Source organism: Indolivaga alginatilytica (assembly GCF_003201355.1).
GTDB classification, from domain to species: domain Bacteria; phylum Bacteroidota; class Bacteroidia; order Bacteroidales; family Dysgonomonadaceae; genus Dysgonomonas_A; species Dysgonomonas_A alginatilytica.
Window position 1 is genome coordinate 1 of the sequence record NZ_QICL01000021.1, and the last position, 25,829, is coordinate 25,829.

Genomic DNA, 25,829 nt, shown 5'->3' on the forward strand with positions numbered 1-25,829 from the left:
TTTTGTCTGAGACCTTGGTTTGCATATCTTGAAAAACTCCCCAGTTTTTCTTTCTAAGATACGAAAAATCAAGGTCTTTTCAAAATATTAAAAAACTTATATTCAAATAATTATATCAATTTAGTGCCTCTTTTTGTCATGTACTATGACTTTTGTAACCTTTTAGAAAATTATCATTTGATTTACAACAATTTACACAATAAACAAAAGTGACACTTTTTATCATTTACCGTTTACTTTTGTTACCTGATTTGTTTACTTTTTGTAACCTTTGGCTCTTTACCGTGTAACTTTTCAACTCTTGATTGGCGTAATTCATAAACCGGGACTAAACACAATCTAATTGAACAAAATAATATAAATAAACGTCTTTACATAAAGAAGTACTATTTTTACTCCAAAATAATGCATATTATGATTGATAAGATAAAAAGCTTTATCGAACGACTTCTTCATTTTCTTTCTATAGGGATATGGAGAATAGATACCAACGGGTTAGGGCGACTGCGTGCCATATCCTATAACGTTATCAAATCGTTTGTCCTCACATATCGAAATCTCGACTGGTCTTTAATCAACACACGGGCATCTGCACTCACATACAGTACGCTTTTATCCATTGTACCGCTACTGGCTGTATTATTTGCCATAGCCAGAGGATTCGGTTTCCAGAATATCCTTCAAAGCCAATTATTCGGCTACTTTCAAGGACAAGAACAGGCTCTTTCGACAGCAATGCGATTTATCGACAAATCATTGGAATATGCTCAGGGAGGAATTTTTCTTGGCATAGGTCTTGTCCTTTTATTATACACAGCTTTAAACCTTATTTCGAATATTGAAGATAATTTTAATTCTACATGGGGAATAAAAAATGGAAGATCTTATTATCGCCAATTTACCGATTATACCGGATTATTGCTTGTTGCACCCGTCTTGCTGGTTTGTAATGCAGGTTTTTCGATTATATTAAATTCATCGCTCGAAACTCATATTATCGGCGTATTCATAAACCCATTTATCCAAGTATTGCCTTTTATACTTACCATTTTACTTTTTACATTTATCTATATCTATATTCCCAATACAAAAGTAAAAATAGGAAGTGCCATTTTCGCAGGGATTGTTGCAGGAGTATGTTTCCAAATTTTTCAGCAAGTTTATATCAGCGGGCAAATATGGATATCGAAATACAATACTATTTATGGTAGCTTTGCAGCACTTCCTTTACTATTGTTATGGCTACAAATATCATGGCTAATCCTACTAATTGGTGTTGAGTTATCTTTTGCCCATCAAAACATTGCCAAATTTAATTTCGAGAAAGAGACAAAAGATATTACTCGCAGATACAAAGATTTTATCATTTTACTGATTTCAACGTTAATCGTAAAGCGTTTTGAAACAGGAGAAAAACCTTATACTGCCAACGAAATATCTGAGAAATATAAAATACCGACCCGACTTACAAGCGATATTATTTACTTACTGCTTGATCTCAACGTAATTGTTGAAACACCTTCCGGAAAAGATATGGTTCCGGCATATATACCGGCACTTGATATAAATAAAATATCGGTCAGTTACCTATTCCACAAAGTCGACAGTTTTGGATCGGAAGATTTCAATATTGATATTACGGAGGAATTCATCGATGAATGGAATGTTATTAATGATATTCGAAATACCATACACGAAAAAGAAAAAAATACTCTGATAAAAGACCTGTAAGGCACGAGACCTTTTGTGGATTTTACAATTATAAATATTGAATACTACTTAAATGAAGTCAAATAACTTAAGAATTCACTGTCTGATTCATGTCAGTTTCGAAGGAATCGGACATATCGAATCATGGGCTAAAAAGCATAACTATCATTTAAGCTATACATATCTCTTCGAGGAAGTGAGTTTTCCAAGTAAGGATGAATTTGATATGCTGATTATAATGGGAGGACCAATGAATATCTATGAAGAAGAACTTTATCCTTGGTTAGTACCCGAAAAGAAGTTTATAAGAGAAGCGATAGAGTCAGATAAAACAGTAATCGGATTTTGCTTAGGTTCTCAACTTATAGCCGATGTACTAGGAGGAAAAATCACATCAAACAAGGATAAAGAAATAGGCTGGTTCCCTATCGTATTGACGGATGAAGCCAAAAATACCCCTATTTTCCCAAATCAAGATCTTGATTTCTCAGTATTCCATTGGCATGGAGATACTTTTAGTCTTCCTCAAAACAGTGTAAAACTAGCCTCAAGCAGAGGATGTGGTAATCAAGCCTTTTTATATAACGAAAGAGTAGTCGGTTTACAATTTCATTTAGAAGTCACACCCGAATCATTAGATGAAATGATCAAAAATGGAAAAAGCGAACTACAAGATGGGAAGTATATACAATCAGCACAGGAAATGAAAAATAATACTCACTTTATTTCGCAATGCAACGATTTACTCGAAAATATCCTTGACCAGTTATCTAAAAACTAAAAAAGCAGAGAGCCGCTCTTAGCGACTCTCTGCTTTTCAGACAAGGGATAATCCCTCTATTTGAAATATTTTGTTTTTACGGCTCTTAAAACAGCCATGAGATCATCATCGCCAAGCTTTGCTTGCATCGCTTCTTGATATATGTTCTTCATTGCCTCAGAAGTCTCGGTATTTAAACCTTCAGCCTGAGCGAGTCGAATATCTTTATCCATATGTTTTAGAGGGAAAGCAGCAGGATAATTATCCTGCACAATTGAAGGAGTCTTCATTTTTGACATAGGGCTACCACAAGCACTCTCATTGACAATAAACATCATTGTTTCTTTATCAATGCCATTTTTTTCGGCAAAAAGGACAGTCTCAGCCAATCCTTCGATAACTACAGACATATAGTAATTAATCGCCAATTTAGCCTTAGCTCCCTGCCCTACTTCTCCCAGATATATAGAAAACTTGCCTAATTTCTCAAAGTAAGTTGTTGCAAACTCATAATCGGGTTCTCTGCCAGCAGCTAATATAATAAGCGTTCCATCCACAGCAGGCTTAACGCTACCTGAAACCGGTGCTTCCAGATAATAGCCTCCTTTAGATTCTATCTCAACAGATAAGCGTTTAGTCAGTTCCGAAGAAATGGTACTCATATTGATAAAGAGCTTCTCCGAAACAGAACCTTTTAATAGATCGGCAAACACCGAAGATACTGCTGCATCATCGGCTAACATGGTAAAAATAACGTTCGAATTCTCGCGAACTTCATCTAAAGATGTATATGCTTTGGCTCCGGCATCTGTTAGTGGCTTCGTCTTATCGGCTGAACGATTATATACTGACAGTTCAAAACCTGCTTTAAGCAGATTTAATGCCATGGGAGTTCCCATGTGTCCGAGTCCTATGAAGGTGAGTTTGGGGGTGGGCATGGTGGATTTCATTTAGTTATACCATGAAAATCGACATACCAATCAACAAAGGACTTTACTCCTTCTTTTATTGATGTATTCGACTTAAAGTTAACATCATTCTCTAGTTGTGAGGTATCGGCATATGTCTGATAAACATCACCGGGCTGCATAGGCATAAACACTTTCTTTGCTTCTTTATCTAAAGCCTGCTCTATCTCATTAATGAAATCCATTAGTTTTATCGGTTTGGAATTGCCTATGTTATATATTTTATATGGAATAGCTTCAGCTGGGATATGAATTAATGTTTTTATTATACCCTCAACAATATCATCCACAAAGGTAAAATCACGAAGCATATTACCATTATTAAATATTTTGATCGGTTCATTGCTTACAATTGCTTTAGTAAATAAGAATGGAGCCATATCCGGTCTACCCCATGGTCCATATACCGTAAAGAAACGAAGACCTGTGGTGGGTATTTTATATAAATTGCTATATGCATGAGCCATAAGTTCATTCGATTTTTTAGATGCGGCATATAAACTCACCGGCGAATCAACTTTATCTTCTTCTGAAAACGGTACCTTCTCATTCATACCATATACACTACTAGAACTGGCATATACCAAATGATTTATTGGATTATGTCTACACGCTTCCAGTATATTAATAAAACCCACTATATTGGATTCGATATAAGCATATGGGTTTTCTATTGAATAACGAACCCCTGCTTGTGCAGCCAAATTACAGACTACATCAAATTTTTCCTCAGTAAACAGTTTATCAATATTAGCCTTATCTTCTAGGTTTAGTTGAATAAATGAAGAGTTATTATGTAAAGAGCTAATATATTTTTTGCCGTACAATATATCAGATTTTATAAACCCAAGTTCAGCAAGCCGTCCATATTTCAATCGTAAGTCATAATAATCGTTGATACTATCCAAACCAACTATTTCTATATTAGGATTTATCTCTAACAACTTCTTTGTTAAAGAATATCCGATAAATCCGGCGGTACCTGTTATTAGTATTTTCATTAATTCGCTAACTTTTTATAAATATCTAAATGACTTTTTATAACTTTATCTAATGAAAAATATTTTTCAGCATATAATCGTGAGTTTCTTCCCATCTCTAATCTTAAATATTTATCATCAAACAAGATTTTCAATTTATCGGCTAAAGCCTTACTATCTTTTATAGGAATAAGAAAACCATTATAGCAATCAATAACAGTATCTCGACAACCAATAGAATTTGTTGTAACAATAGGCCTACCAATAGCCGTTCCCTCTATTAAAGATTTAGGAAGACCTTCTTTATAATAAGATGGAAGAGTTACTATGTGTGCTTCTTCTAGAATACTTTTTATATCAGAGCAATGCCCAAACCATTTAATATATTTATCATCACAAATTTGATTCAACATCTCTTCTTTAATGCCTCGGGGATTTTTATCTAAGCCTCCACATAGTAGAAATTGCACTTTATCCTGGTAATCAGCTCTAAGTTGTTCCGCTGCTTCAGTTAATACAAATATACCTTTATCAACGATCATTCTTGCAGTAAGAACAACCTTAATTTTCCCATCTTGGGGTTCTTCGATATATTTAAAAACATTCAGATCAACCCCAGATCCCTTAATAAAAACGATGTTAGAGTCTTTTATTATTCGTGACTTCAAGAATAGATCCTTATCCTCATTATTCTGAAATATTGTATACAAATTATTCCTATTATGGGAGTATTTTAAAATAGCAACAATCGCTTTTGATAATACAGATTTACTTTCTTCGGCAAAGAACACTCCCAAGCCACTAATGGCATTGACAACACCTTTTACCTTTGCCTGTTTTGCTGCTAATCCTCCCCAAAGAATTGCTTTCAGTCCTACGTGATGTACTATGTCGGGTTTCTCTCTCTTATAAAGCTTGTATAGGAAATTTAAAGTTGTAAGTTCTTCGAAAGGATTCATACCAACACTATTCATCGGTAAATCAATAAATCTCAAGCCTAATTCTTTTATCACAAATGATTTTCCAGTATCTTTTGCTAATATTGTGACATCGTAACCAGCTTCTTTTGCACTTACAGCTATTTCTTGACGATGAGAAAGGAAGAACCAATCTACATTGACTATGATGAAGAGTTTTTTCATGATGCACATTAATAATCTAATCGAAATTTAGAACCTAGTGCAAAGTCGAATTCATCAGGTGTAAACTGAACATAGCCACTCCATGGATAGAAAGTCAGTTCTCCAAATAAAATTCTACCATTTATATTATAAAGATCTACACGCACAAAAGGGAAGCCCTCTGAAAGTTTTTCTGCAACATCAACCATTTCTTCAAAATTGTCTGGCTTAGACTTCTCTTTATCAAAACAAAGACAATCTGTTGCAATATTTAGATTATTCCAGTTGTTATCATAGAAATTTCTTTTATGACCAATATAACGATCAATATCAACAACTAAACACTCAACTTTTCCATTAAAACAAAAAAACTTATAATCATCAATCGAATTTTCTGGATCATCAATATTTTCTAAAAAAGCTTCTGCAATAATTAAAGACGTTGCTTGCTCATAAGCCCATTCTCTACTTAGTGAGGAGCTTCCTTTATTTCTCCAGCTATTTAATCTTTTTATTGTTTCGTTAATTTCTAAAGTAGATTTATCCTTACATATTATAACATTTTCGCCACCTCCCCCATCTGTGGTTTTTAATACAAATTTGGCAGGAAGTTCACTCCAATTAATCTCTGTTGCATCTGCGTAAACTCCTAGCAGTTCATTTAAATATTTATTGCCTACTCTTGACTCAACAAATTGTCTAACTTGATATTTATCGGTACAAGGGAGCATTTCTGCATTGCGATAATACATTTTATAATGCTGGATTTTTTCGGTAAATCGTTTTGGCTTCTTTAGATCTAAACATCTATTCATCTTTACTTTATATTGAATCTTCAACATAATACTATCTGGTACCCAAAATAACATTCTAAGAATAAAAAATCTTAGTTTCTGACTTTTAAATATTTTTTTATAGTCCATATCTATTATAATAATTGGAGTTCTTTCATATCATTATCTTTCCATTATATATCTAAATTGAAGATTTTCCGCTTTAATTTAGAACGAATTTATATATCACCATACCACCTATTCTAAAAGGTGTTCAGCATTTTTCTATCTATAATATCTATTTGAGAGAAATCGTGCATTTGCCATATCTACCCAATAAGCCATCTCGAAACCCCAGCAAACAATAGGTCCAATATTTTTTTCTCTCTGTAGATTTTAATAAAACAACTAAAAATCGGAGAATTGTTCGACCAAAACCTCCAATTGAAAAACCTACCGGTATATGTTTATATCTAAAAGATAGTAAACAGTTTCTACTGAGATAATACCTCCTTATTGGGCTATGATTAGACATATTGCGACCCAAAAAAGAAATCCTAGAGTCCCCAATTTTATGCATCATCTTAGCCAAAGGTGTAACAACCAATTGATAATTCTTAGATTTTATTCGACAGCCCCACTCTAAATCTATAATATCGACAAATAAACCTTCATCCATAAGACCAACATCATCTAAAACTTCTTTTCGCACAAGAGTCCCTGAAGCCATAATAAATGAAGCAAAAACATGTTGGTTTTGACAAGGTACTATTTTCTTCACCCATAAACCGTTCAATATCCATACAGAAACTGGAAATAATTTATTATTATCGGGATTATATGCAGTTGGAGCAACTGCTCCAACTCGTATATTCTCTTTCAATAAAACTTGTTCTACTTCCAGTAGATTATAAACAAACCTTGGTTCAACGACAGAGTCATGATCTAATAATAAAATATGATCAGCTTCATTCTTGAAGGCCTCTTTAATTCCTTGATTTTGGGCATATCCCAACCCCATATTTTCTTTATTGGAAAGGATATGCACATTAAAAGAGTTTGAATATTGAGCAAGGCATTCAGTAATTACAGATTGATTTTCCGACCCGTTTTCTACATAAACAATTCCACCAACTTGATCTATTATAGAGTTAAATTGATCTATTAATAAATTTAACTCCGAATTATATGTTACAATAATAGCAAATATCATATTAAAATAGTGTTTTTTGAAAATTTAGTGAATTTGTATATAACAACTTATAAAGCATAGATTTAAATAATGAGTCAGATTAATTTTCAATCAAATAAGACTTAAGAACAAAGTAATCATTAAAATTTGCTTTAAATTGAAGCCCTTTCATTTGACAATAGTCAAACAAAGACACCAACCCTCTCAACCGATCAGCTAATCCACCATGATTTACACGACCATCGGCTATATAAATAAAGATCGGCTCGGCATTTGCAGCTCTTGCAACCGATCCGCTATAATGTTTTTGGAAGTATTTTCTATTTTTTATTTTAGAAACAATAATTCCATAATTAATGTCACCTATTGCAAACTTCAATATTCTCGTTATCTTACTTTTTATTTGCATTTTAATTAAATTCACCAAATTTCCCCAATATCCCATCTCTTAAGCCTAAAATATTATATCGGTAAAAGTCTTTTCGGTTTGTAGATTTTATAAGCATTGCACATATTTTTATTATTGACAAAAAACCTGTCCTAATTCTAAAACCTAATGGAATATGCTTGTATCGGTTAAACAAGAAACTATTTCTAACAATATAATATCTCCTTTGAGGACTATGAGAAGCCAAGTTTACCTTTCCTATGGAAATTCGCCTGTCTCCAAGTCGATGTTCCATTTTTGCATCTGGTGTCATAACAATTTTAAAACCAAAATAATTTGCTCGAAAACACCATTCAAGATCTAAACCATCAATAAATAACTTTTCATCTATAAGACCCACAGTCTTTAAAACATTTGTTCTTATTAAACTTCCCGACGCTATTAGGTATGAAGCAAAAATGGGATCATTCTTGGGAAACCTTTTTTTAATGCATAACCCTTGCATAATTGATGCCGGAGAAGGAAGATTATTATGCACATTTACAAATACCGGACCAACAAGGCCAACTTTTATACCCTTTTTTAGCAGAGATTTTTCTGTTTCCAATAACTGATATATGCAATTATGCTCTACAATAGAATCGTGGTCAAGCAGAAAAATATGATCAGCACCTTTTTCAAAAGCTAATTTTATTCCTTGATTTTGAGCATATCCTAGACCTTGATTCTTTAGATTTAAAATATAAAAAATATTGGTTGAAAAAGTATGCTCTTCATAGAATTTTTTTAATTGCTCAATATTTTTTGTCCCATTATCTACATAAACAATCCCATTCACTTGATGTTTTAATGATTCTAATTGCTTACTTAAAAGATCCAATTCAGGATTGAATGTAACTATTATTGCAAAGACATTATTACCTACCATTTTTAAATTATAAACTTAATTATTTGATTTTTTAAAAAAAAAACTTATTTTTTTACATAAAAAAGTAAAAACAGATATCTTATATCGACTATTAACCATCTTAAAAACCCGTTTATTATAATCAACCATAGGAATCTTGAAGATTTTTTTTAACCCTTCTTCATGTTTACGTGCTCCTAAAGTATTACTTAAATGTTGTCTGTAAAAAATCGTTGCAATAGGTAATGATACAATTCTCCCCCCAGTACTCCAAACGCATAAACCTAACCAATAATCATGCATTATAACATTTTCATTTACAGGAAAACAAACCTCTTTTGCCTTATTATTAAACATCGTGGCACATCCTGTAATAGAATTAGTAACACTTATATATTTTTCATTTATTCTCTGTGGATTCATACGACCATACTCCCAGAATGATGGAGAAAGTACTTCTAGTTTCTCATTAACAATAACCAGGTCGGTATTAATCAAGATCGGCACTTCTGGATATCGATCTTCTTCTAATAACATTGCATTATAGAGTAACTCAATTTTATTGGGTAACCAAATATCATCTTGATCACAGAACATATAATATTTTCCCTCGACCTGTTCTAATAACCACATAAAACTACCACAAGCACCTCTATGCAAAACCTTATCCTTTAATAGAGTTATATTTTCATATTTTGATGCATACTCATTAATTATTGAAGTTGTTTCATCTGTTGAACTATCGTCTCTAATATACAATATCCAGTCTTTATAAGTTTGAGCTATTAATGAGTCCAATTGCTCTCTTAAATATTTTCCGCCATTATAAGTTGCCAATAAAATTACAATACTCATTTCTTATAATAATTTAGTTATAAAATTTCATCCCTTATAGGGACCTCTATTGGATCAAAAATCGTTGAATAAGGAATCCAAGCTTGATACATCCTAAAATAATTATTGCCTCCCATATAATAATAGCCATATAAAAATAGCCACAAACTAATACAAGCAATAAGAGCTAATTTCCGAAATTGTGTTTTAAAATGAACTGAATAGAAAAAATTCACTAAAAACAAAGCATAAAAGGGCATAGTATAGTTCGTAAATCTTGAAAAGATGATTTGATAAAAAGCCACACCAATCCCTAATAAAGCATGCATACATACTAATGATTCAAATTTCACATCTTCTTTTAAAATATATTTCTGGAAAAATAAAACTATCATGGGAAAGAACGTTAATTGCATCAGATTTAAAATTACCCAATTCATATTCATAGCACCTATCTCATTGAAGGATATATAAGTATTTGCTTTATCTCCTACTTTTTCGAAATTTTCTAATAATGTCAAATAAGGACCAATATTAACAATAATAACTAAAAAGAAACCGACAGCTATAAAATATCGCCATCCAAATCTCATTATTTTTATTAAAGGATAGAAAATCAATATAATAGCTGAAAGATGAAATAGTAAAGAAACAAAAACTCCAAAATAATATTTTAACCATTTTTTATCTTCAATATTTTTATAATTAAGCATAAAAACGCATACAGCTAACGACTCTTTCAAAATTTCGGTATTGAAATAAAGAAAATACATATAAAAATAAACCAGCAGACCCGTAAACTTGTATTTTGTATTTTTAGATATAAAATAAAAAACACATAAATTTAAAATTATAGTATGTATTAATTGAAACCATACAAAATCTCCTGAAATACTTCTGCTTAAAGCACATAATAATAGGTATAAAGGTTGATATGCAAAATAACTCCAATCATCGCTCTTAATCGTAAATAAATCAGGAAGATATGAGTAATAATCCATATAGTTGAGAGTATCCACTCCAACTTTATACCTTAAACCAATAAGTAATATTACATAAATAAATAGAAAATACCAAACTATTCTTCTATAGCCTTTATGCCCCCCTAAATCATATTGGATAACAGCTAATAATGTTATTATAAATAAGATTAAATAAGGATACATCTCTCTTTTAGATTTACTGAATAATCATTTAGAAGCATTACTTAAAAGATGAGCTCAAATCCATCTTTTAAGTAATCCCAATATAAAACTATCTTTTATTACAAAATATTGTAAGATAAAGAAATAGAAAATACAAGCAATAACCGCTAATATCAAAGTGAGAAAAGAACTTAAACCGAGTTGTAAAAAAATCAAACATAACGCAACATAAGGCAGGGAATATATTAGATTTTTAAATAATAAGTTCCAAGGAAAATTAAATATTTTTTCTTTTGACAATGCAATAATATAAAAAGCTGTAACTAAAGACTCGGAAATCATTAAAACTATTGCTGTTCCTATGCAAGCAAATCTTTTTACCAAAACAAAATTCAAAAGAACTCCAATAACAGCTCCAACAATAGAGGCATATAAAACTACCTTGTCTTTACGCATGGGCATTAAAACTTGGATCGCTAAAATTTGAGCAATACCAACAATCATTATTAACGGCATTATTATTTGCATGGGAATTATAGCTCCTGAATAATCATTACCTGCCATTAACGAAATTATCTGTGGAGCTAAAATTACAGTACCAATAATTAATGGAAAACAAAAAGCAAATAAAAAACTAAATGATTTACCTAACATCTGTTTAAAGGCACCTTTATCCTCTTGCTCAAACAGAGCACTCATCCTCGGAAGCATTACTCCTGTAAATGCAGCAAATAAGCTCAAAATAATAACGTATAATTTCAAAGCTGTTGTATAAAATCCAACCTGCACATTATCCGACACAAATCCAAGATAAACAACATTAAATGTCGTGTACATGGATGTTAGTAAAGTATATATCCCCAATGTAAAAAAAGGTATAATATATTTTTTTATAGAAATATGATTAAAACTGAATTTGACAAAATTAAAGGAATAAATATAATTTATTATTGCATTAATCACTACTATTCCAGTTGTTAATCCAAAATATAAAACATAATCATCTTCCTCTTTTATAAAGAGGAAGATTAAAAGTATATATATAACTCTAATTATTATATTCCGAATAGTAATGTATTTAAAATCTTCGATTCCTTTATAAAACCATTCTATTAAGAAAAAAGAGAAAATAATTTTAGCAATTCCAATAAAAAAAAACTCCTTATATTCTGACAATTTAGGGATTATCAGTATCGAAAATATATAAATAACTAAAACAAATATAGTCAGAACACCATGTATGAAGAAAAGACTAGAAAATGTTGATTTCATTTGTATCGGGTTGTCCTTATTTTTTGCAATCTCTCGTATGCCTAATAAAGTAATACCCATTGTTGCAAATAGCAAGAAGTAATTGACCGTATTATCCACAAAATTTACAAGTCCAATATTAGACACACCCAAAACTCTAGAAACATAAGGAAATGTAACTAGAATTACTAAATACTGCATTGTTCCCGACAAGCTACTATAAATAAAATTCTTTTTTAATCCCATTCTGCATTTGAATACTTATAACCAAGTTAGGACTTACTTATTATACATTTTCTCATAATATTCTTGATAATCTCCAGATGTAATATTATCCATCCATTCTCCATTGTCAAGATACCATTGTACTGTTTTTTCAATTCCTTCCTCAAATTGAAGAGATGGTTCCCAACCCAATTCATCTTTCAATTTATTCGAATCAATTGCATAACGTAAATCATGTCCTGCACGATCTGTAATATATGTAATCAAAGTATCTGAAGTACCCTCAGGACTTCCGAGCAAACGATCCACTGTTTTAATAATTACTTTTATCAGATCAATATTTTTCCATTCGTTAAAACCTCCGATATTATATGTATCGGCAATTTTGCCTTTATGGAAAATAACATCTATGGCTCTAGCATGATCAACCACATATAACCAGTCTCGAACATTTTCACCCTTACCATATACAGGCAACGACCTTTTGTGTTTTATATTGTTTATAAATAAAGGGATCAGTTTTTCAGGAAATTGGTATGGACCATAGTTATTACTGCAGTTTGTTACAATTGTAGGTAAACCATAAGTATCATAAAAAGCACGGACAAAATGATCACTACTAGCTTTACTCGCAGAATACGGACTATGAGGATCATATTTAGTATCTTCAGTAAAAAATGTATTATCAAATTCTAATGTACCATATACTTCATCGGTAGATATATGATAAAAACGATTACTTGTATATGGAGCAGTCCATAATTCTTTTGCAGCCTGTAGCAAAGACAACGTCCCCATCACATTAGTTTGAGCAAAAGTAAAAGGATCTTTTATACTTCTATCCACATGGCTTTCTGCAGCCAAATGAATTACATTATCAATTTCGTATTTCTTAAAGACATCCAACATCAGACCAAAATCACAGATATCCGCTTTTACAAAAGTATAATTAGGTTTATCTTCAATATCTGTCAAATTTGCCAGATTTCCAGCATAAGTAAGCTTATCCAGATTCACAATATGATATTCAGGATATTTATTGACAAATAAACGAACCACATGAGAACCAATAAAACCGGCTCCCCCTGTTATTAATATACTACGTGTAAATTTCATTTTTTAATTATTCTTAGTTTATCGATACATTTAACTAAAGAATCTTTCCAATAAGGAATAGTATATTGGAAGTCTTTCTTCACTTTTGTTTTATCTAATACAGAAAATGTGGGACGCTTTACTTTACTTGGAAATTCATCTGAGTGACATGGATGTATATCACATTTAGTGCCTGCAATAGATGAAATTTCTTTTGCAAAATCATACCAAGAACATACACCTTCATTACTAAAGTGATATATACCTTGATATTTATGATATTGTTTTTTTTCTATCATAGAAAAGATTAAATCAGCCAAATCCGCGGCATAAGTGGGAGTTCCAACCTGATCAAAAACAACTTTAAGAGTATCGTTTTCAGAAGTTAACCGAAGCATTGTTTTTACAAAATTATTTCCAAATTCGGAATATAGCCATGCTGTTCTAAATATAAGGTATTTACATCCGATTCTTTGAATTGCATCTTCCCCAGCCAGTTTCGTTTTTCCATAAATACCTAGAGGTGCTGTTTTAGCATTTTCTGTACAAGGGAGATTTTCATTTCCTTGAAAAACATAATCCGTAGATACATGGATCAATGTACAATTGTATTCTTTAGCTACAACAGCTAAATTCTCAACAGCTTTATTATTTATCAAATCTGCAAATTCTGCATCATCCTCAGCTTTATCAACATTTGTATATGCTGCACAATTAACAATAACATCGATCTTACTTTGGTTTATAAAATTGCGAATGTCTTCCAATTTGGTAATATCAAGTTCTGCTACGTCTGTGAAGAAATAAACATCATTCTTACTTCTCGCAGATAAGAATTTCATTTCATTTCCAAGCTGCCCATTGGCTCCTGTTATAAGTATATTCATCTTTTAATATAATTTTTCATTATAATCAAATAACCATTCAGCATCAGATAATACTGGATGATTCATATCTTTTTCGGAAAGAATCACTTTATCTTGGGAAATTTTCCAGTCTATTCCTAATTCAGTATCATCCCAAGCAAGAGCACCCTCGTGTTGCGGTGCATAAAAATTATCACACTTATATTGAAATATAACTTCCTCACTAAGTACAACAAAACCGTGAGCAAAACCTCTTGGAACAAAAAATTGACGTTTATTACCTTCTGTCAATTCTACAGAAATATGCTTTCCGAAGGTCGGAGAGCCTTTCCTTATATCAACAGCAACATCCAGTACAGAACCTTTCACCACCCTTACAAGTTTAGATTGTGCATAAGGCGGTTTCTGAAAATGTAAACCTCTCAAAACGCCATATGAAGATTTCGATTCGTTATCTTGAACAAATTCGGTCTTACAAACTTCTGACTCGAATAGCTTTTTAGAGAATGATTCCATAAAATAACCTCTGTCATCTTTAAATACCCTAGGCTCAAGAATAACAACACCCTCTATATCTGTCTTTATTATATTCATTTTTTTTTCTTTGATTCTTTTACTATTTTCGAAAGATATTGTCCGTATTGATTTTTAATCATAGGCTGAGCTAGCTCATCCATCTTATCAGCCGTTATCCATCCCTGATCAAATGCGATACTTTCCAAACAAGCAATCTTTAAGCCTTGCCTCTTCTCCAATACCTCTACAAAAACACTTGCTTCACTTAAGGAATCATGTGTTCCTGTATCTAACCAAGCAAAACCTCGACCTAATAATTGAACTCTTAACTCTTGATCTTTCAGGAACTCCTGATTAACTGTTGTTATTTCTAATTCCCCACGAGTAGAAGGTTTTATATTTTTAGCAACATTGACAACTTTATTTGGATAAAAGTATAATCCAACTACTGCATAGTTTGACTTTGGATCAGCTGGTTTTTCTTCAAGACTTAAAACAGTACCTTGTTTGTCGAACTCTGCTACACCATAGCGTTCCGGATCACTAACCCAGTATCCAAAAACTGTAGCCTTATTATCCTTCTCAGCTGTATGAACAGCGTTATTTAGCATTTCAGTTAGACCATGTCCATAAAATATATTATCACCTAATACTAGACAAGCAGAATCATCACCAATAAATTCTTCGCCTATTATAAAGGCTTGTGCCAAGCCATCCGGAGATGGTTGCTCTGCATATTCAAATCTTACACCATAATCACTTCCGTCACCTAATAATCTCTTAAAACTAGGTATATCATTTGGGGTAGAAATTATTAATATCTCCCTAATACCAGCTAACATTAAAACTGATACCGGATAATAAATCATCGGTTTATCATAAACAGGTAATAACTGCTTACTAACCCCTTTTGTTATAGGATATAATCGAGTCCCTGATCCTCCTGCTAAAACAATTCCTTTCATAGTCTCAGATAGTATTTATTGATATAATTTTTTAAAATAATCTTTTCCTAGAATATACCCACATACTCCCATAGTAAATAAAAAAACAAAACCAATAACAATTAATTTTTTATTTGGCTTTGTAGGTAGCAAAGGCACGGTAGCAGGCTGAATTATTGTATATACAGGCGTTGTATCTTGCACTTTTACTTTTGCTAACTGTAGTTGTTGAGCCATCTGGTTATAGACACTATACGCTAAAGACATTTCATTCTGCAATCTTTCTTGATTCACCCGATAGCTAGCCAATATTACATTTTGATTTTCATCCAAATATCTGGCATATTTTTGCTGAGCATCTGAATAATCTTTTTTTGCTTCTGTGTAGAGCCTTTCAGTAAAAGTAAGATCCTGCCTTGCTTTTTCAGTTCTGTAACTTATTATATAAGATTGCAAATAAGAAGTTAATGTATCTGCAATTGATGCTGATATATTAGGACTCTGCATAGTAGAAGTCAGAGTTATTATACCTGTTTTTTTATCAACAATAACAGTTACACGATCTTTAAGATTATTAAAAACATCTGTTTGTTCTTTAGTTAAAGCAAAATTATTTATAATGCCTGATTCTTCATCGAAATTTTGATTAAAAAACAATTCAATTATACCTCCTGGCAATCTCAATATTTTAGACCACCAAGCACTTTTTTGATCATCATTAATATAAGAATATAAAGTTGTATCAATTTCGTTATCAGCATTTTTTACTCTAACATTGAAAAGCCCAATAATAAATGGACTGGATTCAGCTATATTAGGATATAATTCAGGAGACATCTGCCCTTCCGGAACAGCTTCCCCTAAATTTAAACCTGCCATAGCCGCTAAAGCACCAACATTTCCTGCACTTGATGAACTACTAGCTTCAGGAGCCAGAATTACAGTTGTTGTATATTCTTTTGGAATACTAAATGTTATTACAACTCCAATAACAAAACCAATAGCTGAAACTTTCAATATAAATTTTCGCTTTTCCCAAAGCTTTTTTGCTAAATCAATCAAATCGATTTCTTTTTCTATATTATCTTCCATGCTTACTTCATTGTATTAATTAAGACTCCAATAAGACTAGCCATAGAAACAACACTTGTACTCAAACTAAGAATTTCTGGTAATGATAGTCTCTTAGATTGCTCTTTACTTGGAATTATGATTTCACTTCCAGGTTGGATAGCATTTCTATCTCCGCTTTTTACTTTAGTAACAGTTCCATTCATATAAATGACAAAAGATCTATTCTTTTTAGCGTTATCAGAATATCCTCCTGCCTGATTTATATAATGTGCTAAACGTTCTCCTTGCTTATATACAACTGTATTTGGGTACATTACAGCACCATTTATCTTAACAGTATTATCATATTCAGGAACAATTAAACGATCACCCGGTCTTAAAACCAAATCATAATCCGAACCCGGATTCAATAGTGCTTTATCAAGCTCTATACCCACACTATATGCATTTGCTAAATCCAATGTTCTCACAGAAATAGAGTCCTTACCTCCCTGATTGGCAACTTTTAGTGCTGCCTGAGATCTAAATAATTCTTCTTCTGAGCGCATACGAATAAGTCTCGCACCTTTAGGATAAGCGTCTGCGGTAAGATTACCTGCTCGCTTAACAATATCTGATATTCTTTCTGTTTTTCTATTTAGGGCGTATGCTCCTGGAAATAATAATTCACCATTGATAAAAACATTTTGTTGTGCATGATATCCCGGACTACGCCTTACATATATTTCATCATAAGGTTTTAAAACAAATCCAGGATCTCCATTTACGATATATCCGTCTTTTAAGCTAAATGTATAGTTTTCAGCTAATGTCCTATTTACTGTTTGGCTATGAGGATTAATAACTCTTCGGGCAATATCAACACGAACAACAGATGCTGACTCAAGTAGACCACCGGCCTCTATTATTAAATCTTCCAGTGTTTTATTATCTGAATATTTATAACGACCCGGGCGGGCGACTTCACCATGCACTGTGAAATCTCCAAATTCTTGCAGATCATTAATAGATGGTATATAAAGAATATCATTTTTCCGTAATACAATATCGTTGCCGTTGCTATATAATAACTCACGAATATCAATAGGCAATGTTTCTAACGTATAATCATCCTTTTCTCGAGTCAAAATAGCTCTATTGAGAAAAGCATCACCACGAAGCCCGTCAGCAGCAGCTATCAACTGCTTCACTGTTGTTATATTTTTACCTATTTCATAATAACCTGTTCGATAGATTGCTCCTTTTATTTCAACTCTGTTTTCATAGAGATCGAGTCCTGAACCAATGCTAACAACATCTTTATCTCCAAGAGTAAAATCTGAGTATTCATTCTCTCCTAATGTAAATATTTTATTTTCTCCTCCTGATTCACGAACAACTCTAACACTCTTAGTATAAGCATCACCGGTAAAACCTCCGGCATAAGATATCAAATCTTCCAATGTTTCTTTTGAAGTCATTTCATATAACATTGGTCGCTTAACCTTTCCAGACATATTTACAAGAGATATATAAGGAGGAACAATAATAACATCTCCATCAGTCATTCGGATATCGTCATTCATCTTTCCTTCTAATATATATTTATAGATATCTAATACTCTAAGCAGCTTTCCGTTTCTATAAAGTTTAATTGAACGCAATGATCCAATATTATTTACACCTCCTGCTCTATATAAAGCGTGAAAAACAGATGATAAAGAAGATAGTGAATAAGTTCCTGGAGTAACCACCTCTCCCATTACATTAATCTGTATGGTTCTTATTTGACCTAGGGTCAACTTTATTTGTGTCGATCCTCCGCTATCTAAGCCTGAGTAAATATCTCCAAATTTTCTTTGTACATAATCATTAGCCTCTTTAACACTCATTCCATTAAGAAAAAGAGGACCTAAACGATCAACAGTTATACTTCCTTCAGCAGATATTACTTGTCTTACTGAAGTTTGAGAAGCTCCCCAAATATCTATAACAACCTCATCACCGGGACCTAATCGATAGTCAATCGGAGTCGGAATATTGATATTCGGGCTGAATGTTAAATTTTTAGCATTAAAAATATTTTTTCCGAAAACTTCAATAACATTCTCATCATTTAAGGCATCAGGAGTAACATTGCTATTCACCTGATCCAAATCACCTGCAATCAAATCGTCCTCTACACTTTCTTTTCTATCTCTTCTTAATTCGCTACTGCTTTTAGTACTAGTAGTTCCTGAGGTTTGTTTCTGTTCTTGTTGTTCTTTTATTCTCTCTAGTTGTCCTTTTGTAACGCCTTGTTTCATCAAGTTTGTTGCAATAATTTGTTGAGAGGTTCCTTTATCAACTTCTTGCTTTACATAATTGATAATTTGCTCATCTGACATTTGAGCAAACATCATGTTGCTAGAAAGTAAAAAAAGAAACAAACAAAAAATAATCTTCTTTATGTGGTTCATGTACACTTTTAATAACTTATATAATTGTAACTAATTTCATTTTGAGCCAATACAATAATATTCGAATCCGATCATGCGAAGATCATTTCCATTATAAATATTTCTCCCATCTATCACTAACGGAGTCTTCACAAGTTTCTTTATTACAGACCAAGATGGTAAACGAAACTCATTCCACTCTGTAACTAAAAGAATAGCATCGCACTCTAAAGTAGCATCGTATAAATCTTTTGCGTATTCAACTTTATCGCCAATACGTTTTTTTGTTTCCTCCATAGCTATAGGATCATAAACCTTCACTTTTACTCCAGCTTCTAACAATTTTTCAATTAACACTAGGGAAGGAGCTTCTCTCATGTCATCCGTTTTTGGTTTAAAAGACAATCCCCAAAGAGCAACCTTTTTACCTTTCAAGTCTCCATTATAGTATTCTGACAATTTCTCAAATAAAATTCCTTTTTGATATTCATTTACCGCCTCTACAGCTTTTAATACCTGCATCTCATACCCCTTATCCTTCGCAGTCTGAATCAAAGCCTTTACATCTTTAGGAAAACAACTTCCTCCATAACCACACCCAGGATACAAGAATTTTTTACCGATTCGATTATCAGAACCGATACCAGCTCTAACCATATTCACATCAGCACCTACAATTTCACACAGATTAGCAATATCATTCATAAAACTGATGCGAGTCGCTAACATTGCATTAGCAGCATATTTTATCATTTCAGCCGAAGGAATGTCGGTATAAATCATTCGATAATTATTCATTGTGAAAGGTTTGTATAAACGATCCATCACATTTTTTGCTCTATCAGATTCAACTCCCACAACAACTCTGTCTGGATGCATAAAATCAACTATAGCAGTTCCTTCTTTTAAAAATTCAGGATTAGAAGCTACATCAAAAACTAAATCAGAAAGTCCCCTCTTGTCCAATTCTTCTTGAATCACTTGTTTTACTAATTGGGCTGTACCAACAGGAACCGTGCTTTTAGTAACTACAAGTATATATTTTGTCAAAGATTTCCCTATAGTTCGGGCAACTTCCAATACATATTTTAAATCAGCACTACCATCTTCATCTGGCGGAGTACCAACAGCACTAAAAACAACATCAACATCATTTAATACCGCACTTAAATCAGTGGAAAATTGCAAACGTGCTGCTTTATAATTCCGGATAACCATTTCATCTAAACCTGGTTCATAAATAGGTATAATCCCATTTTTCAGATCTTCGATTTTTTGGGAATCAACATCAATACAATGAACATCTATTCCCATTTCAGAGAAACAAGTACCCGTCACCAAACCAACATATCCGGTACCTACGATTGCAATTTTCATATAAATTTAACTTTTTTGAAATACTAAAATCAAAAACAAAAGTATAACAATAATACTTAACAAAGAAAACAAATTTTAATAAACCATATCAAAAGTGATATTTAACAGAATATATAAACTCTGACTTCTGGTAATAAACTATTATTTTATCTTTGTCAAAGATTCATATTTTAGATCAATAACCTTCAATAATATACAAGGTCATGGTTAATAAACGGAGTTACTCCTTTTTTATTATTTTATGTTTGGTTTTTATTCCTGTGATAGCACAAGATGCAAGCCAATGGACTTCTCATATATCCTATGCGGCTGATATAGAAAATCTCGAAAAAAATGAAAATACGGTCTATGCTGTAACCGACGGAAAGCTTTTCATCTACAATAATTCGGATGAGAATATAGAAACATTTATCAAACAGGAGGGAGGTAATACAGATATTAAACATATAATTTACAGCCCCAAACATAAATGCCTGCTTATTACACGAGCCGATGCTAATATAGAGTTGTTATTTGAAGATAAATCTTACGTAAATATCAGTGATTTGAAAAATTCGACTCAAAATATCGACAAAACAATCAATAAGATATTTATTTATGAGGATCTTGCATACATAGCAACTAATTTTGGTTTTCTGATAATCAATCTTTTGGAGAAAAACGTGAAAGATTTCGGAATATTTAATGTCCCCTTTTATTCTATACTTGTTGATAATAATAAGCTATATGCGGCCACACAAAAGGGAATTTTATATATAGACATAAACGACAACGTTAAGGATCTTGCTCTTTGGAAAAATATGGAAGTAAGCACCCACTATACTAATTCGGAAAATAAATTTACAGATGATGAAATTCGGGATATTCTCGTTTTCAAAAACCAATTTCACTTTCGGGTTCCTCAAAAAGCAATTTATAGAATGGATAGCCCGACATCCGTGAAAATGGTATTAGCCGGAGAAGATTTAAACTCCATGAGACATTTACAAAACAATCATATAATTGTGTCGGCTGATAATGCATTTTGGGATTATGAAGATTTAGATAAAAATGTGAAAATAAATATCAATTTACTAACCAGTGTTATTCCAAATGGAAATAGATCGGGCGAATATTGGGTAGGCTCATCCGGCAATAATCTATCACTGATTAAGGCTAATGGAAACAGTTATGAATATATAAAAAGATGGAAATCTCCACAAGGTCCGGCATCCAACTATCCATTCTCACTAACCTTACAAAACAAGCAGCTATTTGTTACAGGCGGAGGATTTTATTTAAGCGGTGCAAATAAATCGGAAAGAATGGATAAAGCGGCAAGTATATCAATATATAAAGACTCCAGATGGACAAACATTTACTCCAGTGATATAAGTAGTGCCAGTGGTGTTAATGCCCGAGATCTCGTATATTCTGTCAGCGATCCTACCAATCCAAAGCATATATTTGCCAGTAGCTGGGGTGAAGGCCTATACGAATTTGAAGGAGCAAAATACCTAAACAGATACGACAACACCAACAGTACCATAGAAGCCATTGTTTCAGGAGACTATTCGACAACACGTGTTGGTGGAATGGTTTTCGACAAGAACAGTAATTTATGGATGCTCAATCCCGGAGTCAAAAATATAATAACAGTACGTTTGAAGAGTGGGGAATGGAAACAAATTTATTATACGGATATCGCAAATGCATACACCAATCCGAAAGATATTATAATAGATAAATATTCCAATAAATGGGTTACTTCTTTTGGAGGAGATAACTATCTCTTTATTTTTAATGATAATGGAACTATAAATGACAACTCGGATGATAAATATATATACTTAAGTGGAGAAGGTGATAGAAACTATTTCATGGATCAAGATAAAAAAAGGCTCAATATATCCGACATAAATACAATAGCCGAAGATGTTAATGGTCATTTCTGGTTGGGAACAGACATCGGCCCGTTTCAGGTATATAGCTCAAGTAATATATTTACTGAAGAAATTATCTTTAGAAGGATAAAAGTAGAAAGCGGAAGCGGATCGAATTCGGTAACCGGATTACTTGAAAATGTAGCTATAAATGCAATTGCCATAGATGGAGCTAACCGTAAATGGATTGCAACGCAAACATCGGGTGTTTATCTTATAAGTTCCGATAATCAGGAAACTCTTGCACATTTTACGTTAGATGATAGCCCATTACCCTCCAATAATGTAATGTCTCTGGCTATCGATCCGAATAATGGGAGTGTATATTTCGGGACGGAAAGAGGCATGATGTCATACAGAGGCTCAGCCACAGAGGGAGCTGACGATTTTTCAAATGTATATTCGTATCCCAATCCTATACGCCCGGGTTATGAAGGGTCAGTAAGCATAACCGGTCTACAATCTAATTCGAGAGTAAAAATTACCGATTTGAAGGGTAATCTAATAAATGAAGGCAGGTCTCTGGGAGGACAATATTCATGGAACTTACAAAATGCAAGAGGAAGGCGTGTGGATAGCGGTGTATATTTAGTATTCGGCTCTTCGGAAAACGGATCGGAAGGAGTTGTAACTAAAATAATGGTCGTTAATTAATTCATTTAGTCTATTTTACTGCAATACAATTAGAATTTAAATCAAATTAATACGAATACTCGAAAACATAGAGATTCTTTTATCCGTTATAGTGAGATAAAAGAATCTTTTTTAGATTAAATAGTTCAATTTGTTACTTTTGTAAATAGTAACAGAGAATAACACATATTTTCATTTAAATTTTCTAAAATATTCTCCAAATATAGAACTCTGGCAAATTTTATATAAGATGTGCTTATAAAATAAAAAACTGGTGTGGAACCGCAATTTGAGTACGAATGAAAAAAACAATATATTGTCTACTGATCCTCTTTTCTATATGGTCATGTAATTCTACAAAACATGTTCCCGATGGGAGCTACCTGTTAAATGGATATAATATAGATGCAGATTCAAAAGATATCGATGGTTCTTATTTTGAAAGCTTCATTCGTCAGCAGCCCAACAATAAAATAAGGCTGGCAATTTACAATGTAGCAGGTCAGGATACCAGTAAATGGCTTAATCGTGCCATTCAGAAACTGGGACAAGCCCCTATCCTATATAATCCGCAACAGACCAGGACATCGGCAAATCAAGTAGCCAGAGAATTGAGCAATATGGGATACCTGAGGGCAGAGGTAGACACTCTTCTCAAAATAAGAAAGAAAAAGGTTACGGTTACTTACGATATACATAACAACGGAGTATATAAAATACGTAGCTACGATTACACCCTTGCCAATCCTACTATTGCTAAAAGTCTTGCTCCAGCAAAAAAATACACTAGCATACAACCCGGTGTAACGTTTAACCAGATTGACTTGGAAGATTCCAGAGTCAACCTTACTACTTATTTAAGAAATATAGGATATTATAAATTCTCAAAGGAATTGCTTTATTATAAAGCCGATACTACCTTAAACTCGCATCAAGTAGACCTTTTCCTATCGCTTTATCCACCTAGAGACAGCACTTCATTTAAAAAGTTTAAAATACGGAATGTTAGTATATTAAGCGGATTTGACCCTATGGCAAAAGGAAACGACAAGTTATTCTCGGAGGTTGACACTGTCAATTATAAAGGAATAAACATAATCTACGGTAAAAATAGATTCTTAAGAAAATCGGCCTTATATCGGAATAACTCCATACGTCCCGGAAAGTACTATTCAGATATGGCATTTACGCGTACTACGGGGGCATTTAATGGTATTGGTGTTGTCAAACAAACAAACATTCAGTTTACCGAAGTAAGCCACCCAAATGACAGCGTACAATATATAGACGCACTTATTACGATTGCTCCCGGAAATACACACTTCTTTCAAACGGAACTACAAGGAACGAACTCAGCAGGGGACTTGGGTATTGCTCCGAGTATCACTTACCAACATCAAAATCTATTTAATGGAGCGGAGATTTTAAGGTTGAAGCTAAGAGGTGCTTATGAATTTATTTCGAATTCGAGCAATCCCGAAATGGCAAACCAAAACTTCTTTGAGATCGGAGCCGATGCTTCTCTTGCTTTTCCCCAATTCTTATTTCCTTGGCTAAAACCAAGATGGAGAGAGCAACCTTCTGCCAGTACACAGGTAGCCCTGGGTATTAATAATCAACATCGTCAGGAATATACCCGACAGTTTTTTAATGCAACCCTTACTTATCGATGGACATCACATCAAAATAAATTTGCCCATAGCCTCAATCTTTGGGACATAAATTATATCCGCATGCCTTGGATATCTGACGGCTTTAAAGATCGGTTAGCGACGAGTAATCCTATTTTAAAAGAAAGTTACAAGGATCAATTGATTTCGCGTACAACTTACAATATTACATATACTAATGCCAACAGCAGAACAGGTAGAAGAATGCCTAGAAATATATTCAGCATAAGAGCAGGGATAGATATCGCCGGTCTTTTGCCTCGCTTAGTGACAGCATTCTATGATGCACCAAGAGATAGCCTGGGAGCCAAACAAATATTAGGTATCCGTTTTGCCGAATATATAAAAGGAGATTTGAGTTTTGCTCAAACACATACATTAAACACCAAAAATAAGATCGCATATCATATAGGAATTGGCGTTGCCAATCCCTTCGGGAATTCAGTCGTATTACCTTTCGAGACAAGGTATTTTGCAGGGGGAGCCAATAGTGTCAGAGGATGGGCTACCCGTGATCTTGGTCCGGGTTCTTATGTTGCAGACAGTTCCGGAGTAAACGATTTCGTAAATCAAGTTGGTGATATCAAACTCGATATGAATATTGAGTACCGAAGCAAAGTCTCCGAATATATTGAACTTGCAGGATTTATTGATGCAGGTAATATCTGGACAATAAAAAATTATAAAGAATCTCAACCTAACGGGCAATTCAGATTCAATAAATTCTATCAAGAGATAGCCTTATCTTATGGTGGAGGTATTCGTTTCGATTTAGGATTCTTACTTCTCCGCTTCGACTACGGTATCAGAGCCTACGACCCCGGACGACCGCTAAATAATCGTTGGGTTATTTTCAAACCGGCTCTCAACAGAACGGCATGGCACTTTGCAATTGGATATCCGTTCTAATGAAATTATTCCATTCAGGCAGTAATCTCATTCTTTCATGTTTTAAAACATGCTGGTCGTTTTGTATAAAAACGAAATAATATCTAGTTTAGATGTTTATAACATCAGACTTACAAAATATACACATCAAATATCTTAAATCAGAGTATAAT

Annotated in this window: 21 protein-coding genes; 4 read left to right on the plus strand and 17 right to left on the minus strand. The window is 33.0% G+C overall.

Going from position 1 to position 25,829, the window contains the following annotated elements:
• Positions 1-414: 414 nt before the first annotated feature.
• Both CLV62_RS14680 and CLV62_RS14685 read left to right on the plus strand, forming a co-directional pair.
• A complete protein-coding gene (locus CLV62_RS14680; RefSeq protein WP_110311596.1) occupies positions 415-1,731 on the plus strand; it encodes a YihY/virulence factor BrkB family protein in 1,317 nt (438 codons plus the stop codon).
• A gap of 52 nt (positions 1,732-1,783) precedes the next feature.
• Positions 1,784-2,491, plus strand: a complete 708-nt coding sequence (locus CLV62_RS14685; RefSeq protein ID WP_110311531.1) for a type 1 glutamine amidotransferase — start codon at positions 1,784-1,786, stop codon at positions 2,489-2,491.
• 56 nt (positions 2,492-2,547) lie between these two features.
• Here CLV62_RS14685 and CLV62_RS14690 read toward each other — a convergent pair whose 3' ends face one another.
• The 17 genes from CLV62_RS14690 to CLV62_RS14770 all read right to left on the minus strand — a co-directional run bounded on the left by CLV62_RS14690 (position 2,548) and on the right by CLV62_RS14770 (position 20,543).
• Positions 2,548-3,408 carry an NAD(P)-dependent oxidoreductase gene (locus CLV62_RS14690; protein WP_110311597.1) on the minus strand — a complete coding sequence of 287 codons (861 nt, stop codon included), beginning with the start codon at positions 3,406-3,408 and terminating at the stop codon, positions 2,548-2,550.
• 8 nt (positions 3,409-3,416) lie between these two features.
• Positions 3,417-4,439 (minus strand): NAD-dependent epimerase, encoded by a 1,023-nt coding sequence (locus tag CLV62_RS14695; RefSeq protein ID WP_110311532.1) that lies wholly within the window; start codon positions 4,437-4,439, stop codon positions 3,417-3,419.
• Positions 4,439-5,560 (minus strand): glycosyltransferase family 4 protein, encoded by a 1,122-nt coding sequence (locus CLV62_RS14700; protein WP_110311598.1) that lies wholly within the window; start codon positions 5,558-5,560, stop codon positions 4,439-4,441. The genes CLV62_RS14695 and CLV62_RS14700 overlap by 1 nt, the downstream gene beginning before the upstream one ends.
• Before the next feature lie 8 nt (positions 5,561-5,568).
• Positions 5,569-6,462 (minus strand): ATP-grasp fold amidoligase family protein, encoded by an 894-nt coding sequence (locus tag CLV62_RS14705; RefSeq protein ID WP_110311533.1) that lies wholly within the window; start codon positions 6,460-6,462, stop codon positions 5,569-5,571.
• A gap of 148 nt (positions 6,463-6,610) precedes the next feature.
• The gene (locus CLV62_RS14710; RefSeq protein ID WP_110311534.1) at positions 6,611-7,525 is read right to left on the minus strand and encodes a glycosyltransferase family 2 protein; all 915 of its coding nucleotides are present in this window, start codon (positions 7,523-7,525) and stop codon (positions 6,611-6,613) included.
• A 79-nt stretch (positions 7,526-7,604) separates the two neighbouring features.
• Positions 7,605-7,913, minus strand: a complete 309-nt coding sequence (locus CLV62_RS14715; RefSeq protein ID WP_146212761.1) for a hypothetical protein — start codon at positions 7,911-7,913, stop codon at positions 7,605-7,607.
• A 1-nt stretch (position 7,914) separates the two neighbouring features.
• On the minus strand, positions 7,915-8,820 hold the full coding sequence (locus CLV62_RS14720) for a glycosyltransferase family 2 protein (RefSeq protein ID WP_110311536.1): 906 nt from the start codon (positions 8,818-8,820) through the stop codon (positions 7,915-7,917).
• A gap of 15 nt (positions 8,821-8,835) precedes the next feature.
• Positions 8,836-9,654, minus strand: coding sequence for a glycosyltransferase family 2 protein (locus CLV62_RS14725; protein WP_110311537.1), 819 nt, complete (start codon positions 9,652-9,654; stop codon positions 8,836-8,838).
• A 17-nt stretch (positions 9,655-9,671) separates the two neighbouring features.
• Positions 9,672-10,799 (minus strand): EpsG family protein, encoded by a 1,128-nt coding sequence (locus tag CLV62_RS14730; protein WP_110311538.1) that lies wholly within the window; start codon positions 10,797-10,799, stop codon positions 9,672-9,674.
• A 54-nt stretch (positions 10,800-10,853) separates the two neighbouring features.
• The gene (locus tag CLV62_RS14735) at positions 10,854-12,275 is read right to left on the minus strand and encodes a flippase (protein WP_110311539.1); all 1,422 of its coding nucleotides are present in this window, start codon (positions 12,273-12,275) and stop codon (positions 10,854-10,856) included.
• 33 nt (positions 12,276-12,308) lie between these two features.
• Positions 12,309-13,370, minus strand: coding sequence for a dTDP-glucose 4,6-dehydratase (gene rfbB / locus CLV62_RS14740; RefSeq protein ID WP_110311540.1), 1,062 nt, complete (start codon positions 13,368-13,370; stop codon positions 12,309-12,311).
• On the minus strand, positions 13,367-14,236 hold the full coding sequence (gene rfbD / locus CLV62_RS14745) for a dTDP-4-dehydrorhamnose reductase (protein ID WP_110311541.1): 870 nt from the start codon (positions 14,234-14,236) through the stop codon (positions 13,367-13,369). Before rfbD ends, rfbB begins: the two co-directional genes overlap by 4 nt.
• Before the next feature lie 3 nt (positions 14,237-14,239).
• Positions 14,240-14,809, minus strand: a complete 570-nt coding sequence (rfbC, locus tag CLV62_RS14750; protein ID WP_110311542.1) for a dTDP-4-dehydrorhamnose 3,5-epimerase — start codon at positions 14,807-14,809, stop codon at positions 14,240-14,242.
• Positions 14,806-15,696 carry a glucose-1-phosphate thymidylyltransferase RfbA gene (gene rfbA, locus CLV62_RS14755; RefSeq protein WP_110311543.1) on the minus strand — a complete coding sequence of 297 codons (891 nt, stop codon included), beginning with the start codon at positions 15,694-15,696 and terminating at the stop codon, positions 14,806-14,808. The genes rfbC and rfbA overlap by 4 nt, the downstream gene beginning before the upstream one ends.
• A gap of 15 nt (positions 15,697-15,711) precedes the next feature.
• Positions 15,712-16,767, minus strand: coding sequence for a Wzz/FepE/Etk N-terminal domain-containing protein (locus CLV62_RS14760; RefSeq protein WP_110311544.1), 1,056 nt, complete (start codon positions 16,765-16,767; stop codon positions 15,712-15,714).
• A gap of 2 nt (positions 16,768-16,769) precedes the next feature.
• A complete protein-coding gene (locus tag CLV62_RS14765; RefSeq protein WP_110311599.1) occupies positions 16,770-19,178 on the minus strand; it encodes an SLBB domain-containing protein in 2,409 nt (802 codons plus the stop codon).
• Positions 19,179-19,223: 45 nt separating this feature from the next.
• Positions 19,224-20,543: a UDP-glucose dehydrogenase family protein gene (locus CLV62_RS14770; RefSeq protein ID WP_110311545.1), complete on the minus strand. Its 1,320-nt coding sequence runs from the start codon at positions 20,541-20,543 to the stop codon at positions 19,224-19,226.
• 203 nt (positions 20,544-20,746) lie between these two features.
• Between CLV62_RS14770 and porZ the strand changes: the two genes are divergently transcribed.
• Both porZ and tamL read left to right on the plus strand, forming a co-directional pair.
• Positions 20,747-23,119, plus strand: coding sequence for a type IX secretion system anionic LPS delivery protein PorZ (porZ, locus tag CLV62_RS14775; RefSeq protein WP_110311546.1), 2,373 nt, complete (start codon positions 20,747-20,749; stop codon positions 23,117-23,119).
• Between the two features lie 278 nt (positions 23,120-23,397).
• The gene (tamL, locus tag CLV62_RS14780; RefSeq protein WP_110311547.1) at positions 23,398-25,677 is read left to right on the plus strand and encodes a translocation and assembly module lipoprotein TamL; all 2,280 of its coding nucleotides are present in this window, start codon (positions 23,398-23,400) and stop codon (positions 25,675-25,677) included.
• The last annotated feature ends 152 nt before the right edge of the window (positions 25,678-25,829 follow it).

Excerpts from the sequence above, each read along its gene's own strand:
- rfbD (WP_110311541.1), bottom strand. The coding sequence starts at position 14,236 with ATGAATATACTTATAACAGGAGCCAATGGGCAGCTTGGAAATGAAATG.
- CLV62_RS14705 (WP_110311533.1), bottom strand. The coding sequence starts at position 6,462 with ATGGACTATAAAAAAATATTTAAAAGTCAGAAACTAAGATTTTTTATT.
- tamL (WP_110311547.1), top strand. The coding sequence starts at position 23,398 with ATGAAAAAAACAATATATTGTCTACTGATCCTCTTTTCTATATGGTCA.
- CLV62_RS14730 (WP_110311538.1), bottom strand. The coding sequence starts at position 10,799 with ATGTATCCTTATTTAATCTTATTTATAATAACATTATTAGCTGTTATC.
- CLV62_RS14735 (WP_110311539.1), bottom strand. The coding sequence starts at position 12,275 with ATGGGATTAAAAAAGAATTTTATTTATAGTAGCTTGTCGGGAACAATG.
- rfbC (WP_110311542.1), bottom strand. The coding sequence starts at position 14,809 with ATGAATATAATAAAGACAGATATAGAGGGTGTTGTTATTCTTGAGCCT.
- CLV62_RS14680 (WP_110311596.1), top strand. The coding sequence starts at position 415 with ATGATTGATAAGATAAAAAGCTTTATCGAACGACTTCTTCATTTTCTT.
- CLV62_RS14770 (WP_110311545.1), bottom strand. The coding sequence starts at position 20,543 with ATGAAAATTGCAATCGTAGGTACCGGATATGTTGGTTTGGTGACGGGT.
- CLV62_RS14715 (WP_146212761.1), bottom strand. The coding sequence starts at position 7,913 with ATGCAAATAAAAAGTAAGATAACGAGAATATTGAAGTTTGCAATAGGT.
- CLV62_RS14695 (WP_110311532.1), bottom strand. The coding sequence starts at position 4,439 with ATGAAAATACTAATAACAGGTACCGCCGGATTTATCGGATATTCTTTA.
- rfbA (WP_110311543.1), bottom strand. The coding sequence starts at position 15,696 with ATGAAAGGAATTGTTTTAGCAGGAGGATCAGGGACTCGATTATATCCT.
- CLV62_RS14725 (WP_110311537.1), bottom strand. The coding sequence starts at position 9,654 with ATGAGTATTGTAATTTTATTGGCAACTTATAATGGCGGAAAATATTTA.
- porZ (WP_110311546.1), top strand. The coding sequence starts at position 20,747 with ATGGTTAATAAACGGAGTTACTCCTTTTTTATTATTTTATGTTTGGTT.
- CLV62_RS14760 (WP_110311544.1), bottom strand. The coding sequence starts at position 16,767 with ATGGAAGATAATATAGAAAAAGAAATCGATTTGATTGATTTAGCAAAA.
- rfbB (WP_110311540.1), bottom strand. The coding sequence starts at position 13,370 with ATGAAATTTACACGTAGTATATTAATAACAGGGGGAGCCGGTTTTATT.
- CLV62_RS14720 (WP_110311536.1), bottom strand. The coding sequence starts at position 8,820 with ATGGTAGGTAATAATGTCTTTGCAATAATAGTTACATTCAATCCTGAA.
- CLV62_RS14690 (WP_110311597.1), bottom strand. The coding sequence starts at position 3,408 with ATGCCCACCCCCAAACTCACCTTCATAGGACTCGGACACATGGGAACT.
- CLV62_RS14685 (WP_110311531.1), top strand. The coding sequence starts at position 1,784 with ATGAAGTCAAATAACTTAAGAATTCACTGTCTGATTCATGTCAGTTTC.
- CLV62_RS14700 (WP_110311598.1), bottom strand. The coding sequence starts at position 5,560 with ATGAAAAAACTCTTCATCATAGTCAATGTAGATTGGTTCTTCCTTTCT.
- CLV62_RS14710 (WP_110311534.1), bottom strand. The coding sequence starts at position 7,525 with ATGATATTTGCTATTATTGTAACATATAATTCGGAGTTAAATTTATTA.